The 15590-nt window shown below is 60.9% G+C and carries 15 protein-coding genes and 1 tRNA gene; 8 read left to right on the top strand and 8 right to left on the bottom strand.

Annotated elements, in window-relative coordinates; genetic code table 11:
- The first annotated feature begins 399 nt into the window (after positions 1-399).
- On the top strand, positions 400-1095 hold the full coding sequence (locus tag ABR989_RS11770) for an integrase core domain-containing protein (RefSeq protein ID WP_428128694.1): 696 nt from the start codon (positions 400-402) through the stop codon (positions 1093-1095).
- A gap of 295 nt (positions 1096-1390) precedes the next feature.
- Here ABR989_RS11770 and ABR989_RS11765 read toward each other — a convergent pair.
- Positions 1391-1482 (bottom strand) — tRNA-Ser (locus tag ABR989_RS11765).
- Positions 1483-1691: 209 nt separating this feature from the next.
- Here ABR989_RS11765 and ABR989_RS11760 point away from each other — a divergent pair.
- Entirely contained in the window at positions 1692-2399 is a 708-nt protein-coding gene (locus ABR989_RS11760; RefSeq protein ID WP_428128692.1) for an enoyl-CoA hydratase/isomerase family protein, read from the top strand.
- Positions 2400-2433: 34 nt separating this feature from the next.
- On the opposite strand, the gene ABR989_RS11755 is transcribed toward ABR989_RS11760, so the two are convergent.
- Positions 2434-3282: a VOC family protein gene (locus tag ABR989_RS11755; protein WP_428128689.1), complete on the bottom strand. Its 849-nt coding sequence runs from the start codon at positions 3280-3282 to the stop codon at positions 2434-2436.
- Between the two features lie 197 nt (positions 3283-3479).
- Here ABR989_RS11755 and ABR989_RS11750 point away from each other — a divergent pair, with 197 nt between their 5' ends.
- Complete coding sequence (locus tag ABR989_RS11750) at positions 3480-4760, top strand: M20/M25/M40 family metallo-hydrolase (RefSeq protein ID WP_428128687.1); 1281 nt, start codon at positions 3480-3482, stop codon at positions 4758-4760.
- 41 nt (positions 4761-4801) lie between these two features.
- Here ABR989_RS11750 and ABR989_RS11745 read toward each other — a convergent pair whose 3' ends face one another.
- From ABR989_RS11745 to ABR989_RS11735, 3 genes are all read right to left on the bottom strand, one after another.
- Complete coding sequence (locus ABR989_RS11745) at positions 4802-6298, bottom strand: outer membrane protein assembly factor BamD (protein WP_428128685.1); 1497 nt, start codon at positions 6296-6298, stop codon at positions 4802-4804.
- Between the two features lie 95 nt (positions 6299-6393).
- Positions 6394-7047: a tRNA (guanine(46)-N(7))-methyltransferase TrmB gene (gene trmB, locus ABR989_RS11740; protein ID WP_428128682.1), complete on the bottom strand. Its 654-nt coding sequence runs from the start codon at positions 7045-7047 to the stop codon at positions 6394-6396.
- Between the two features lie 147 nt (positions 7048-7194).
- Positions 7195-8091, bottom strand: coding sequence for a DODA-type extradiol aromatic ring-opening family dioxygenase (locus ABR989_RS11735; RefSeq protein ID WP_428128681.1), 897 nt, complete (start codon positions 8089-8091; stop codon positions 7195-7197).
- 155 nt (positions 8092-8246) lie between these two features.
- On the opposite strand from ABR989_RS11735, the gene ABR989_RS11730 reads away from it, so the two are divergent.
- Positions 8247-8900, top strand: coding sequence for an LON peptidase substrate-binding domain-containing protein (locus tag ABR989_RS11730; RefSeq protein WP_428128679.1), 654 nt, complete (start codon positions 8247-8249; stop codon positions 8898-8900).
- Positions 8901-9342: 442 nt separating this feature from the next.
- Entirely contained in the window at positions 9343-9783 is a 441-nt protein-coding gene (locus tag ABR989_RS11725; protein WP_428128677.1) for a hypothetical protein, read from the top strand.
- Positions 9784-9953: 170 nt separating this feature from the next.
- On the opposite strand, the gene ABR989_RS11720 is transcribed toward ABR989_RS11725, so the two are convergent.
- From ABR989_RS11720 to ABR989_RS11710, 3 genes are all read right to left on the bottom strand, one after another.
- Positions 9954-10307 (bottom strand): hypothetical protein, encoded by a 354-nt coding sequence (locus tag ABR989_RS11720; RefSeq protein ID WP_428128676.1) that lies wholly within the window; start codon positions 10305-10307, stop codon positions 9954-9956.
- Between the two features lie 120 nt (positions 10308-10427).
- Positions 10428-11426, bottom strand: a complete 999-nt coding sequence (locus tag ABR989_RS11715) for an MBL fold metallo-hydrolase (protein ID WP_428128674.1) — start codon at positions 11424-11426, stop codon at positions 10428-10430.
- A 123-nt stretch (positions 11427-11549) separates the two neighbouring features.
- Positions 11550-11762 (bottom strand): dodecin domain-containing protein, encoded by a 213-nt coding sequence (locus ABR989_RS11710; protein ID WP_428128671.1) that lies wholly within the window; start codon positions 11760-11762, stop codon positions 11550-11552.
- 193 nt (positions 11763-11955) lie between these two features.
- Here ABR989_RS11710 and ABR989_RS11705 point away from each other — a divergent pair, with 193 nt between their 5' ends.
- From ABR989_RS11705 to ABR989_RS11695, 3 genes are all read left to right on the top strand, one after another.
- Entirely contained in the window at positions 11956-13026 is a 1071-nt protein-coding gene (locus ABR989_RS11705) for a GNAT family N-acetyltransferase (protein WP_428128669.1), read from the top strand.
- Complete coding sequence (locus ABR989_RS11700; protein WP_428128667.1) at positions 12990-13712, top strand: phosphoribosylanthranilate isomerase; 723 nt, start codon at positions 12990-12992, stop codon at positions 13710-13712. The genes ABR989_RS11705 and ABR989_RS11700 overlap by 37 nt, the downstream gene beginning before the upstream one ends.
- A 204-nt stretch (positions 13713-13916) precedes the next feature.
- Positions 13917-15578 carry an acetolactate synthase large subunit gene (locus tag ABR989_RS11695; RefSeq protein WP_428128665.1) on the top strand — a complete coding sequence of 554 codons (1662 nt, stop codon included), beginning with the start codon at positions 13917-13919 and terminating at the stop codon, positions 15576-15578.
- Positions 15579-15590 lie beyond the last annotated feature (12 nt).

The following is a 15590-nucleotide window of genomic DNA, read 5'->3' as shown; positions in this document are numbered from 1 at the left end:
TGTCCCTGCTGAAAATTCCGAAAGCGGCGAGAAGACTGGAGTTTTTTGCTTGGCCGCCGTAGCGTCGCGGGCATGCACACCTTTTTGTCTGCGCTCTCTACCACGATCGCATGCCGGTTCCGCAGCCGCGCGGAGCATGAGCTTGAGATCATCGCGCTCCGCCATCAGTTGACCGTCCTCCGTCGCCAACGCCCGGGACGACCTTGGCTGGCCTTCGCCGACCGTGTGCTCTGGGTTCTCCTCTACAAGATATGGCCCCGCTGCCTCGACGCGATCATGATAGTGAAGCCGGCGACCGTGGTTGGCTGGCACCGCCAAGGCTTCCGGCTGTTCTGGCGTTGGCGCTCACGGGCGGGGCGACCGAGAGCAGACCGCAAGGTCCGCGATCTGATTCGGCAGATGAGCGTGGCCAACCGGCTGTGGGGTGCACCCCGGATCCACGGGGAGCTTTTGAAGCTCGGTTTTCAGGTCAGCCAGGCTACGGTCGCCAAGTACATGGTTCGGAGAGTCGGCGTGCCTTCGCCGACCTGGCGTAGTTTCCTGCGCGATCAGCTCGACGGGATCTCGGCGATCGACATGTTTGCGGTCGCGACCGCGTCGTTCCGGCTTCTCTATGTAATCGTGATCCTCAACCACGCGCGCCGGAGGATCGTGCGCTTCGACGTCACCCAGCATCCCACTGCGGCGTGGCTCTCGCGCCAGGTAACCGAAGCGTTCCCATGGGATACGGCGCCGCGCTATCTACTGCGGGATCGCGACGCTTCGTATGGCTTCCTCTTTCGCAAGCGCGTGGAGGCAATGGGAATCACTGAGGTCGTCACCGCACCTCGCTCACCCTGGCAGAACGCATACGTCGAGCGCGTGATTGGCTCGGTCCGGCGCGAATGTTTGGACTACATAGTGATCTTCAACGAGCGTCATCTGCGCCGCGTACTATCGTCCTACGTCGATTACTATCACCGTTCGCGTACACATCTCTCGCTCAATAAGGATTGCCCAGAGCCTCGGCCCATTCAGCCGCGCAAGGTCGGTAGAATCATAGAGATTCCGCAAGTCGGGAATCTGCATCATCGCTACCGGCGCCTCGCTGCCTGACCGATCTCAGCGACTCTGTAACCTGGGCGGAGTCTAGGCCGCTATGCCGCCATCGACGATTTTCGGGGTCGGAGGCCCTTTAATCCCGGCAAGAGCCCGACTGGTTCGCCGTCCGAATCGATACCGGCCTCATTTCATCGTGTCAATTCGATAACGACTCTGCTCAAAATTCGGCTCCAATGACATTTTCAGCAGGGACAGGTGGCATTCTCTGGTTCCACTGCCGCGCGTGAATCGCGCCCCACGCGCCGATTTCATCACTTCTCCACAAAGTAGGGAAACATGCCAGACTGTATGGCGGAGAGGGAGGGATTCGAACCCTCGGTACCGGTTACCCAGTACGCCAGATTAGCAATCTGGTGCCTTCGACCACTCGGCCACCTCTCCGCTCAAGAGAGTGAAAAAAGCGATTGTTCAACATCGGTCGCGACCGCGCAAGCCAGTGAAAGAATGAAAAAGTGAAAAAGTTAAAGAGTTGCGAGTTGCTTGCGCTCCTTCAATCCGGGCCGACCGATGGACCGCGCGCCCATATCGCGGCATGATTCCCAACGTGAGCGATGCGCCGAAGTACCGCCACACGAGGGGAGGCGAGCCACATGACGGAGAACTGCCTCGTCGAGAAGGACGGCCCGATCACGACGATCACGTTCAATCGCCCCGAGCGCCGCAATTGCCTCGATGAAGGAGTCATCCTCGACTTCGAGCGTCATCTGCAAGCCGTCCGCGACGATCGCGATTGCCGCGCGCTGATCGTGACTGGAAAAGGAACCGCCTTTTGCGCCGGCGCGGACAACGCGATGTTCAAGAACCCGGCCGGTTCCGTCATCGATCCCGCCGAGCGCCGTCGCCGCATGGGCGAGTTCGGCAAACGATGGCCGCGGCTGATAGGCCGGGCGTTCGACGTGCTCGCGCATCTGGATCAAATCACAATTGGCGCGATCAACGGCTACGCAGTCGGCGGCGGATGGTCATTCGCGCTTGCATTCGATTTTGCAATCGCGGTCGAGGGTGCGGAATTCTGGGTGCCGGAGGTGGATCTCGACGTGCCGTATCGCGGCGCTCCCGCCCGCGTACTCGCCGCCAGGCTCGGGCCGTGGCGCGCGAAGGAAGCGATCCTGATGTGCCGCCATTACCGGGCGGAGGAATTGCTCGCGATGGGCACGCTGAACCGGGTCGTCAAACCTGATGCGTTGATGCCGGCCGCCCGGGAGCTGGCGAAAACGATGGCGGCGAAATCTCGCGACGCACTCGCGGCGTCGAAGCGCGATATAAATGCCGTGTTCTTCGGCCACCGCCCGTTCTAAAGCGCATCAGTAGGCGCTCCCTGACTCCGATCGCTCAGTCGTCGCGACGGGGGCCGGCCTGCATGAATGCAATCGCCACTCCATCGAGCGGCTCGACGATTCGCGCGATCTGTCCACCCTGAATCGCGGGCTTGGGCTCCGTCGCCTGCAAGCCACCCGCACGCGCCGTTGCAACTGCTCGCGCGATGTCCGAGCACATCAGCGCAAGCCCCCAGCATCCTGGACGTCCACGCGCCGGTCCCACGATTTCGAGCACGGTCTGCTCGAGCTTGAAAAACGCCTGTCTGGCGCCATTGCCGACCTCACGGATTCGCTTGCATGGGACGCCGATCGCCTCGTTCGCAGCGATCGCGTCCTCCAGCACGGGAGTCATTACGACGATATGCTCGAGATAGTCCACGCTGTTTGCGTTGCTCCCGCAAAGCCGACTGAGCGACTGGCGGCGCGACTCGATGTCAAGACCAGTTGGAGCGGCAGCCGTAACGACCCCCGGTAATCCGGACGAAAGCATCGCAGCCCTGGTCGTAGGCTCCGATAGCCCCGGCAGCAGGATTGATTCTCGATCTCGACCCACCCCCGACTCACGCTCATCTGCGGTGGAGGCGCCCTTCACACCCCAGACCCATCCGATGATGGCGCCGCCATTGTCATTCTCAATCGATCCGCGCAAATGTTCAGTCAGAGGCGACTCAGATTCGGTGGAGTGCATCGCGCAGAGATCGATTTCCACAGCACCCGCGGCCAGCCGAGCGATACGGATACCGGCGCCGTCGAATTCGTTTTCGTGATTCGCAACGGCGAACCCGGCCCGTCGCCAGTTTTCGCACGACGCCGCCAAATCGCGCACCGCGACGATGACTCTTTCAACACAAATGATGCCCACGATCTGTAACCTTGGTCCGAGGGTATCGTCACTCACTCTCGGATGCCACCGGGCACAAATTACCCGCGGCTACATCTGCAAGGTACTTTCTTTGCGTCGTTCCAGCCACGATAATCAACGCTCAGATATCTAAGTTTATATTGTAACAAGTTGTAGCTTTCTATGACAATTACAGGTTCAAGGGAAGGGGCAACTCAATGAGAATTTCCTGGCAGGCGATTCAGCAGGAGGCGCTTGATTGTCTGCGCGCGCTGGTCAGGCTCGACACCACCAATCCGCCCGGCAACGAACGAATCGCCGCCGATTACCTGGCGGACGCGCTGGGCGCTCATGGCATCGAACCCGTGATCCGCGAAGGCGCTCCAACCCGGGCCAATCTGGTTGCGCGCCATACGGGTGCCGATTCTTCCGCAGGCGCCCTGCTGCTCTCGTCGCATACCGACGTCGTTCCCGTCGAGCGATCGGGATGGACGCGCGAGCCGTTCAGCGGCGAAATCGCGCAAGGATGCGTATGGGGGCGCGGCTCGATCGACATGAAGTCCAAATGCGCGATGGACCTCGTGATGATGACCGCGATGAAGCGGGCGGGGGCGAAGCCGAATCGCGACGTCATACTGGCGGCGGTCGCAGACGAGGAGGCTGGTTCGGATTTTGGCGCGAAATTTCTCGTCGAGCGGCATCCCGAACTGGTCCGCGCGGGTTACGTATTAAACGAAGTCGGCGGCTTCACCGTTCATCTCGGGAACCGCCGATTCTACCCGATCCAGGTGGCAGAGAAGGGCTTCGTCACGATCAAGATGAAGGTCACCGCGATGCCGGGGCATGGATCGATGCCGCGCCCGGACACTGCGATCTCCCGAATTTCCGAGCTGATCACCAGGATCGTGAAAACGCCGATGCGCAAGAATGTCTCGCCGCTTATGCGCCGGACGCTCGAGGAGATGGGCGTGCCGATCGAATCGCCCGGGCCGCTGTTCGCGCCGATGCTTGCCAACACGGTGTCGCCGACGATTCTGCGCGCCGGGTACAAGGACAACGTGATTCCCGGCGAGGCGACGATCGTGCTGGACGGTCGCACCCTGCCCGGCGAAGATCCCGAGAGCTTCATGGCCGAGCTGCGTCAGATAGTCGGTCCCGAGCCGACTTTCGAGTTGCTCAAGACCGCACCACCGGCGGAGGCGAGTCCTGACACTCCGCTCTTTGAGTTGATCAAGCAGACTGTCGAGGCGGCTGATCCCGGCGCGCGTGCGATTGCCTGGATGATTCCCGGTGCAACTGACAACAAGTTCTATTCGAAGCTCGGGGCTGTGTGTTACGGATTTTCGCCGGTCAAGCTCGATCCGCACATGCCGTTCGGCGCGCTCTATCACGGCAACGATGAGCGATTGCCGGTCGAGGGCTTTTACTGGGGACTGAAGGTTTACGCCGAAGTGGTGCTCAAATTCCTCGGTATCAGGTTCGACGAAGTCTTCGCGTGATCGGGCGGCGCGGCACGGCTCGCGCGCCGGGCTTGTGCAGCTCAGTTCGCCGCGCTGGTCTTCAGGGTTCCCGCCTGCGGCGTAAATGTCATCAGCAGGCGCGGCGGCCCCTCGAGCGGCACGACTGCAAAATGCGCGACCGGCTGCATGTTCAAGGTCACGGTCGTTCCCGACGAGCTGCTCGAGACGTTGCAATCCTTGAAAATCGACTTGTCGAACACGAGATGAGTCTGCAGGGCCGAGTCGGGTGTAACGCGCTTGAGTACAACCGTCGCCGTCGAACCGCCGGAATTGCTCTGGAGGTTTTTGTCGAAGCTGACGGGCCCGCTGAGTTCAAGAATCACCGACAGCGGTGGATCGTTCGATGACAACCTGATCGTCTTGAGGGTCGCCGGGCCGGCCGTGGGCGGCTCGCTTAACGACAACGGCGCAGACGCCGGCGCGCCCGCGCCCGACTCCATCTGATGCAACGACGGCTCCGGCGCCGAGCCGGCGGCGCCTGTCATCGCGCGCGCCTGTGCGGCGGCGGCGCCGGCGATACTGCCGGTGGGCGCTGGCAGGATAGGGGCAGGCGCAGGCATCATGTCCGGCCCGCCGGGCTTTCGGCTGTGAAGATCGGGCGGCGACGATGGCGCGTTGAGGATTGGCAGTCCGTCGGATCCGTATGCCGACGAGCCAGCGGCTGACGCAACATCGGAGCGCTGGCGCACCACTACTTTGTCCGCATTCGAATCATCGGGATTTCCGCCATAGCCGGTCTCGGCGAGCACCAGTGGAAGCGGATCTTCTTCGGTATCGATTGGTTCGTGGAGCTTGGCCAACTCGGTCTGGGCTTTTTTCGCGTAGTTGGAGTTCGGAAAATGCTTCTTGACGGCGGCGAAAGCCTGCGCCGCCGAGTATCGCTTGCCTTCTTTCTCCAGCGAAATTCCGAGCTCGAACAGCGCGTCCGGGGCGACGGGAGTCTCCGGATATTTCTGCATCAGTTCGGCAAATCGCGACTCCGCCGCGCGAAAGTTCGCGCGCTTGTAGTAATAGTTGCCGACGATCATCTGGTTACGTGCGAGCATCTCGCGGCATACCAAGACCTTGTCGTGCGCCAGTTCGGCGAAGTCGCCTTCCGGAAAGCGCTGTTCCAATTCCTGGAAGCGCTTGAGCGCCGCCATGGTCTTGCCTTGATCCTGGTCCTCGCGCCCCATCTGATCGTAGTAACTCATCCCGATGTAGTAGGTGACGAGCTCGAGGTTTTTGCTGGTCGGATGCATCCGCTGGAAATCGTCGAGCGCGCCGATCGCTTCGGCGTAATCCTTTTGCTGGTAATGGGCGAGGCCGATTTTCATCTCGGCATCCTCGGCGTACGGACTGAACGGGAACTTATCGATCAACTGCTGATAGTTTTCGATGGCGGCCTTGTACTCCCTGTTCGCGAAATCAAGCTGGCCTTGCGCGTAGTAGTTCTCGCCGGTGGGCTTCTGGCGCAGACTGCACGCGGTCGCGGGCAGCAGAGCAAAAGCCACCAATATCAACAGCAATCGTTTCATCTTAGAGAGACGCAAAAAGGTTAAACAACGCTGTTCCGCATTGCAATCTGCGCCCGAGCCCCGATTCGGGGCATGGCGGCGATAACCGGGCAGATTCAGCGACTTGTTGAATTGCGCGGCTTGCGAAACGAGGCCGAAAAAACCGGTTTGCCCGCAGCCACGTACTTGCGCGCGAACCCGGTTCGATCCGCGCCGGGCGCGAGCTGGACCGCGCGGATGAAACCTGCCGCGAGCATCATCGGGAAGATCTCGCCCGCGTAATCGCGCACGTCAGTTGCGACGTAGGCGGTTGCGCCCGACTCGACGGTACGAAACAGACTCGCGACGAGCGCCGGCGTGAACAGCCGATGCTTGACGTGGCGCTCCTTGGGCCAGGGGTCCGGATAGTAGATATGGTACGCGCTTACGCTCGCGTCCGGCAGCATCAGATTGACCAGCGTGCGCGCGTCCATTCTCACGACCCGCAAATTGTCGAGCCCCGCGCGACCGCATCTCACAGCCAGCACGCGCGTGATCGTCGCGGAGAGTTCCACCGCGAGAAAGTCGCGCTCGGGGAATTCCGCGGCGCGCTCGATAATGAATTCGCCCTTGCCCGCGCCGATCTCGATTTCGACCGGCGCGCGACGGCCGAAAATCGCCGGCGGATCGATCGTGAAAACGCGGTCGTCAGGCGTGATTAGTACGCGCTCGCCAATTTCGCGTGCCTTGGGATTTCCCCAGATTCGCGCCGCCTTTCGAAGTCTCGCCATCAGGATAGTTGAGCATGACGATACCGTCCGCGCCCCTCCCCCGCCACCGGCGCCGGACATTGAGCCGGTAGTCGTCGTGAAACGGCGTCCCCAGCATCGCCGGTATTCCGTGTGCGAGTTTCAACGCGCGCCTCCGGCTGAATTGCGCTAGGCAGCGGCACGCTCGGCTCCACTGATAGACGGTTGAAAGAAAAAGATTGCCTGGCCGGTTCCGATCGCGGCCTCGTACTTTCCGAACTGCTCGCCGCGCCAGGTCCAGGCGTCGGCGCCCATCGCACCGGCCATCGTGATGTAGTGCGAGAAGCGGCCCTCGGGCGTGCAATGCGCGCGGTAGTCGTCGGCGGCGGCGAGCACCGCGTCATGCCGCCCGGCCTTGAACCATTCCATGATTCGTTCGTCGTAGAGACGATTGGCCGTTGAGGCGATGTCGTCGGGCGACGCTGATGCGCGGTCGAGAATTCGATCGTAGTCCCAGAACTTGTGCGACATCCCGCCTGACGCCACGATCACAACCCGGCGATTCGATTTCCAGATAGCCTGTCCGATCGCGGCGCCATAAGCCAAATCGTTTTTGACCGACGCCGTTTGACACACGCTGGCCGAGAGCACCCGGCGGCGCGCCTCGTGATTGAAGTAGTGCATCACGTTGAGCGTGGGGTAGTGCACCGGCAAGTTGCGATGCGCCGACGCAATCGCGCGAATCCCGCGCTCGCGCGCCTCGATCTCAACGCCGCGCGCAAGCTCAGGGTCGCCCCGGTAGTCATATTCGAGGTCATGCACCATCGCCGGCAGTTCTTCCGACGTAAACACACCCGACAGCCGCTCGTGCGCATTGAGTACGTACTCCAAAGTAGAGAACCAGTGAGTATCGATCAGCAAGAAAGTGTCGAATTCGAGATGACGCAGGCGCTCGCGCTCAAGCTTCGGCATCGCGTCGTAAAAGGTCGTCACGTGACGGCCCATGTACGCCCGGCGCGCCACCGGATCGGCGATCATCAGCCGCGGTACGTGCGTGGTGAATACGGCAGCGACGATCTTACCCATCGTGCTCCTCCTCAAAGTCGCGGATCGTCTGACTGAAACATAGCAAAACCGCGCGCCGGTGGTATCTCCGCCGCGACCAGACCGCCGCCACGACGCTTTTCCTTGACGCTGGATCGTAACGGCCCTAACCTGACCAACAGACGCCGTCCAAAAACGTGGCTGCATTACCCACTATCATTCCGATCTTTCCGTTGCCCAACCTCGTGTTGTTTCCCGGGTTGAGCGTACCTCTGCATATTTTCGAGCCGCGCTATCGCGAGATGATCGCCGACGTCGCCGACTCGCACGGGATGATCGGGATGGCGCTGCTCAAGGGCGACCGGCAACGCGACTATCACGCCTTTCCGGATATTTTCGAGGTCGGATGCGCGGGAAAAATCGGCGGTCTCATCAAGCTTGCCGACGGACGCTACAACCTGGTCCTCGAGGGCGTTGGCGAGTTTCGCATCGTGCGCGAAATTCGCGATCGCTCGTATCGGCAAGCGGAGGTGAATTGGTGCCCGGTTCGGCCCGACGCGCTCGATTGCGACGCCGAGACGATGGACGCGCTGCGCGAGATGCTGTTCAGCTATCTGGGCGAGGCCGCGCATGAGGCTTGGCGCGCGATCGTCGAGCAACGCGGCCTGCGCGGCGCCGCGCTGATCAACTTCCTGTGCTTTCATCTCGACGTCACGCCGCTCGAGAAACAAACGATGCTCGAGGCGCTGACGGATCGTGTTGATTGCCTGCTCGACGTACTGACCTTCAAGCTCGAGGAGCGCAAGCGTGGGCCTGCAGGCACCAGTGGCGGCCCCGACACCGTCCAATAGTGTATTGCGCGGAACTGAATTGGTCTTACCTGCCCATTGGGTTCTGAATCCGGCTTTCCAAATTCGCTCATAATGCCTTAAAATTCCGGGCATGAGGGGGTAGCCTGCTTATGGCATCCGAGTGACAAATGACTGACGGTCTGTGGCCAAATCGTAACGCATGTCGCAAATGAGTCAGCTTGCAGCCAGAGGCCGCATAATTCGCATAATGCGGAGCGATTTGCGAAAACACTGCCGATACCCCGAATTTCGCAATAACTCGCAATCCGGCTTAGCGTTCATGATGGCTTAACGTGCTAGCTAAATTGCAATGGGCTGGTTCCGATAAGTTCGGTATGATCGTTGCATGTCTTGCTGTCGAACAACACAAAAGTCAGAATCCCGACGCCGATCGCCTGATTCCGCTTTGGCGCAGGCATTGTCGGGTGAGGACAAAAGTACGATGGAATGGGAAAATAGCGCTCTCGGAAATCTCTTCGTGCCAGACGTTCTGACGCCCGAGCAGTTTTACGACAGCCGGCGCGACGACAGTAACATCCGGCCCGTCAAGAAGCTGATGATGGCTATTCTGGAGGACGCCCTTCGATGCTTCCAGAATAACGCCGACGCCAAGGGCGGACCACGCAAGCGTCTGTTCAGCGAGGCCGAGCAGTGGCTAATCGGGGAAGGCGGAGAAGGCCCCTTCTCGTTCGAGACGGTCTGCGAAACGCTCGGAATCGAACCGCAATTTCTGCACAGGGGTCTACGCGACTGGCGGATTCAGCAGCTTGCAGGCGTGTCCACGCGGCGCTTGGCAAGGCGCTCGCCAGTGGTCCGCAGCGGCCGTATAAGTGCATCCGGACGTCGCGATGCAAAACGCACGGCGACGGCCCACACTCGCTAGAAAAAAACCTTCCTCCGGCGCTATTAAGTGACGGAGTGAAATACTGAAATCACGCAAAATAGAAAGGCGGCGCCGCATCTCAGCAAGATGCCGCGCCGCCTCGGCTTTTTTATGCCGGCGTGCTCAGATCCGCGCAATTTGCGCGAAGCAGCACGCCACCCTCAGACGTATTACTGCGGCGCCGGAGCCGGAGCACCGCCAGTCGAAGGAGCTTTCGCTGCCACCGGGGTTCCCGGAGGCGGAGGAGGCACGTAGCCTTTGGGCTGCGCCTGAACCCATTGCTCGCAAGCAGGAATGTCCGATTCCTCGAGCGATTCCTGCTGCATAATTTGCTGATTCGACCAGCCGTGCGTCTTTTCCCAGTGCACGCCGGGGCACTTGACGGCCAAGTTGAAATTTCTTGCCGTCTCGGTTGTTGCCGGCGCCGTGGAACCGGCTCCCGCGCCGCTGCTACTTTGACTCGCGCAACCGGCGACCAACAATGCCAGCCCCGAAGCCAGCGCCAATCCGATCTTCCGTTTCATGGCATCCTCCTTCAATCTAGGGACCCACCCGCTAACCGAGCTAACATGGCTATCCGCCGCTCGTTTGAGCAGGGCCAAAATACACCGTCTGGAAAAATTAGCAAACCCCCCGTAATTCGCTCATAACGCCTGGAACACGATTCGTTCGCCCCGCTCCGACCGGCGCGCCCGGCCTCCAAAACAGGCAAATTCCAGATGCGCAAGGGTTTCGAAGGTCGCCGCCATCACATGGAATATCGGCCGTTCTTCGCCCCCAAATACTTGTTGCGCGATCTCGAACGCCGTCTGCGGCGCCTTGCGCGTCAAATCGAGCATTTCGGCCTCTCGATACCGGTGATGCTCTATCAATTGATTGGCGCGATGACGGTGGTCGTGATACACGCCGCCGTGCGCCGGCAATACCAGCTCTACCTCGAATTTCTGGACCTTCAGCTGCGAACTGATGAAGTCGCCGAGCGGGTTGGTTCCCTCCGCGTCCGGATAGATACCCACGTGTGGAGTAATTTTGGGCAACAGATGATCGCCCACGATCATCACCTTCTCTTTGCGCAGGTAAAGCACATTGTGACCCGGGGAATGGCCTGGCGTCCAGATCACTTCGAGTTCGCGGTCGCCGATTTTGATTACGTCATGATCGTCGATGAACCTGTCGGGTTGCGTGACCGGCCCGTACATCGACGTCCCCATCCACGTCGGGCGCATCCCGGTCGGCGCTAATTGTTCGATCGGAAATCCGTGGCGCATGAAAAACGCGCGCGACTCGGGCCGATCGTGAGGGCTCATCTTTCCGAACTCGATCATCCTGCCGGCGCGCTCGGCTTCGAGGCGATGAATGTGCGTCGTGGCGTGACTGCGGCGGCGAATCTCGCCCGACGCGCCGAAGTGATCGATATGGTGATGCGTGGCGATGATCGCATCGAGATCCTCGATCTTGATCCCGACTTCCGCCACCGCTTCCTCGAGTGCGGCGATGCTTTCGGGCGAGTTCATCCCAGTATCGACAAGCGCCCATGCGCCGTGACAGTCGAGCAAATAAACGTTGATGATTGTCGGCCGCATCGGCAGCGGCAGAAAGACCTCGTAGATACCCGGATGAACCTCAACTATTTTCGTCGCCATCGATCACTCTCAGCGGCAGGTTGCGCATGACCGGTAAGTCCTTGCGCTCCGCCGCCTTCCTTCGTGGCCGGAGGTCACCGGATCAACCCTCACGAGTGCAATCCGGATACTCGCGCGAGCTACTCACTCGTGCAGCTCGTCTTTCACCTGGAAAGTCACTTTGACTCGAACCTTCCATCGCACCACTCGATTGGCCTCGACCATTGCGGCGATGTCCTCGACATGAGCGCTGTGGATGCCTTCGATCGTGACGCCTGCGCGCGAGATTGCCAATTGCACGGCCTCTTCGACCGAGGTGGCCGAGATACCCGTGAGCTCGATCGTTTTTTCGACCATGACGCTCAGCCGCTCCTGGGGGACGCCATTGGCCCGCGATTGTTTGACGTTTTCACTCGCACGGCGCTACGCTCGCCCCTGCGTAGTGGTTAGCGCACGCAGAGATCAGAAACAAGGCGACATCGCGCCGGCGTGCTGTCCGGCAACATGAATGGAAGCGCTCGATTTGTCAGCGCGTTGGGAGGGTCTCTAGTTGTCAGTCAAAATCGAATCGCCTTCGGGCGAAGAAGCCCTCACCGAGCTCATTCTTTTTCAACATCGGGTTTACGAATACCGCAGCGCGCGATGGCCCGCGATGGTTCCGGTGCAGTTGCCGATCCTGATGGGCGAGAGGCCGTTCGGCGAAGGGCGCAAGATCCGGCCGTTCGCCGCCCGCGTCGATGGCGACATAGTTGCGCGCGCCGTCGCGATAATCGACGGCCACTATCAACACCACTGGCACGAAACGCTCGGGCATATCGTGATGTTCGAGGCGATGCCCGGTACGCGCGACGCCGTCAAACTGTTGATGGACGCGGCGTCCGCGTGGATGAAGGCGAATGGCGCGACGGCGGCGCGAGCCGGCTGCGGATTGCTCGAATTTCCGTTCGTGATCGACGACTACGAAACCCTGCCGCCAGACTTCGCGCGCCAGAATCCCGCCTACTATCACTCGTTACTCAAGGACGCGGGATTCGAAACCGAGCGCGGATGGGTTGACTATAAGATTGAGGTGACGCAGGAACTGGTCGCGCGCTATGAAAGCGCACTCGAAGCGAGCCGCCGCGGCGGTTTCGAAATCGTCGCGCTGAAGGATCTGCCTGCCGCGCGCCGAATCCGCGATTTCGAGCACACCTGGAACACCGCCTTCGCGCGTCATTGGGGCGTGACTCCCTTGAGCACCGACGAACTCGCATTCCTGTTCGACTTCTTCGGGATGTCCGGCGCCCTCGAGACCTCGGTGATTGCGTATCGCGATGGGCAGCCGGTCGGCGTTCTGATGGTTACTCCCCCGAATCCGGAAGGCGCTATTCTCAATCCCGGCCGCAAGCTCGCCGATAACGAGAAGCTCAACATTCTCGGCATCGGCGTGCTTGAGAATGCGCGTGGCCGCGGTGTAAACCTCGCGATGGCCTCGTATTCGTACCTGCACCTGATCCGCCAGGGCTCGAAGTTTCTCAGCTACACGCTCGTGCTCGACGACAACTGGCCGTCGCGCCGCACCGCGGAAAAGCTGGGCGCCAAGGTGTGCGCGAACTACGTGACCTACCGCCGCAACTTCTGAGCGAGCTGATGGTCGTCCAGATTTACAGCATGACGTCTGTATCGGACGCGGTTGCAACCGCCGACGCCGGCGCCGATCTGATTGGCCTCGTCATTGCCGAGCCGGGTGTCGTACCCGAAGCAATCGGCGCGGAATTGGCGCGCTCGATTCTTGCGGCGATCCGCCCCCGCTCGCGCGGTGTAGCGCTGTCGCTGTCCGATGATCGAGACGAGATTTGCGCGATGGTTGACGCGGTGCGGCCCGACATCCTGCACGTGGCGGCGCGCGAGATCGAGCCCGAAGACTGCGCCTGGATTCGCAGCCGCATCGCGCCCGTCATGCTCCTGCGCGCGATTGCCGTGCGCGCCGGCGAAACGCTCACCGAGGCCGACGCACATCAGGACTGCGTCGATTACCTGATGCTGGATTCAGGCGCCAAGGGTCGGCCGTTTGCCGGCGCAACCGGCGAGACTCACGATTGGTCGATTAGCCGCACCGTCGTAGAGCGCTCGCGCATCCCGGTGATCCTCGCGGGCGGACTTTCCGCCGACAACGTCGCCGATGCGATCGCCACCGTCAGGCCCTGGGGCGTCGATTCCTTTACGCACACTGACGTTCCCGGCCATCGCGGGAAAAAGGATCCGGCTCGCGTGCGGGCATTCGTCGCCGCCGCAAAGCGCGCGTTTGCTTCGGTCGAGAAGCTTTAGCCCGGATTTCCGTTGTCTCCGTGAAATACTAATTTGATAGAGAGTTCGAGAAGCCTTTACTCATGCTGGTTTGAACGCAATTGGGACGGTGCGCTGGAGGACGGCCAGTGGTGAGGACAAAAGCGGCCCTCTTCAACTCTCGCTCAATAGCTCGATGAGAGGCTCTTGTCAGCGCGAGCTGCGAGCCGGCCAGGAGAAAGCCGCATGGCGAAAGACAACAGCTTGAATGCGGCCCACTTGCTTGTGCGATGCCTCGAGAATGAGGGCGTGAAATATGTGTTTGGCATCCCCGGCGAAGAGAACATCTACTTCGTCGACGCACTGAACTCTTCGTCGATTCGCTTCATCCTGGTACGTCATGAGCAAGGCGCCGCGTTTATGGCAGACATGTATGGGCGCCTGACCGGCCGCGCGGGCGTGTGCATCGCGACGCTCGGACCGGGCGCGATCAACCTGTTACTCGGTGTCGCCGACGCGCAAACCGACAGCGCTCCGCTGGTGGCGATTTCGGCGCAAGTCGCTCTGTCCCGAATCTACAAGGAGTCACATCAGAGCGTGGACCTGGTGACGATGTTCCGTCCGGTGACCAAATGGGCCGAGATCGTATTAAGATCCGAAGCAATTCCAGAGATGGTCCGCAAGGCCTTCAAGCTCGCGCAGACTGAGCGGCCCGGCGCTGTCTACCTGGCCGTGCCGGAGGATGTCGAGAAGCTTCCGATCCGTCGTGACGCCGCGCCGCTCCCGGTCAACGTTGTGTATGATACGGCTCCGTCGGCGGGCCAAATCAGGCGCGCGGCGGAGGTGCTGAAGGGCGCCAAAGCGCCGATCGTACTTGCCGGGCACGGGGCGGCGCGCAACGATGCCGGCGATGCCCTTGTGCGATTCGCGGAAAGGCTCAGCGTTCCGGTGACCACCACCTTCATGGGAAAAGGCGTGTTTCCCGACGATCATCCTAACGCCTTGGGCGCGCTCGGCTTCATGAGCCACGACTATGTAAATTTCGGCTTCGACCGTGCCGATGTAATCATCTGCGTGGGTTACGACCTGCAGGAGTACGCGCCCGAGAAGTTCAATCCCGATGCCCGTAAGAAGATTATTCACATTCATCGCTATCCCGCCGAGGTCGATGCTCACTACCACGTTGCGGTCGGAATTGAGGGAAACATCTCGCAGTCCCTCGACGCGCTCGCCAGTGCGTGCGAGAAGTCGAGCGGCGCATCCGCGGCCGTCGCCAGGATCCGCTCGCTGTTGCGCAACGAGATTAACCGCGGTGCGACCGATAATTCGTTCCCGGTAAGGCCGCGTCGGCTGGTAGCGGATATCCGCCACGCGATGGGCCGACAGGATATCGTGCTGGTAGATACAGGTGCGGTGAAAATGTGGATGGCGCGCCTCTACCCGACCTACGCCGCAAACACGTGCCTGATCTCGAACGGACTCGCTACCATGGGCTTTGCGGTCCCCGGCGCCATCGCAGCCAAGCTCGCGTACCCGGACCGCAAGGTGCTCGCGGTGACCGGAGATGGTGGTTTCTTGATGAATTCGCAAGAGCTGGAAACTGCGGTGCGCGAGAAGATCCCGTTTGTCGTGCTTGTATGGGAGGATGGCGCGTATGGGCTGATCAAGTGGAAGATGCGTTTGGAGCTCGGGCGTGACTCCAATTGCGACTTCACCAACCCCGATTTTGTGGCCTACGCCGAGAGCCTGGGCGTGAAGGGATTCCGCGTCGATGCGGCCGCCGAACTCCTGCCGACACTGCAGCGCGCACTTGCGGGTGATTCCGTGTCGCTCGTGGTTTGCCAGGTTGATTATTCGCAAAACCTTGCGCTGACCAAAATGCTTGGCGAGATCACCGACCCTCTCTGAACGTGCCAGGCA

This window comes from Binatus soli (SeqCode) (assembly GCF_050015535.1).
GTDB classification, from domain to species: Bacteria; Desulfobacterota; Binatia; order Binatales; family Binataceae; genus Binatus; species Binatus soli.
Note: the sequence above shows the minus strand (reverse complement) of the source record. Positions and strands in the feature narration are given on the sequence as shown.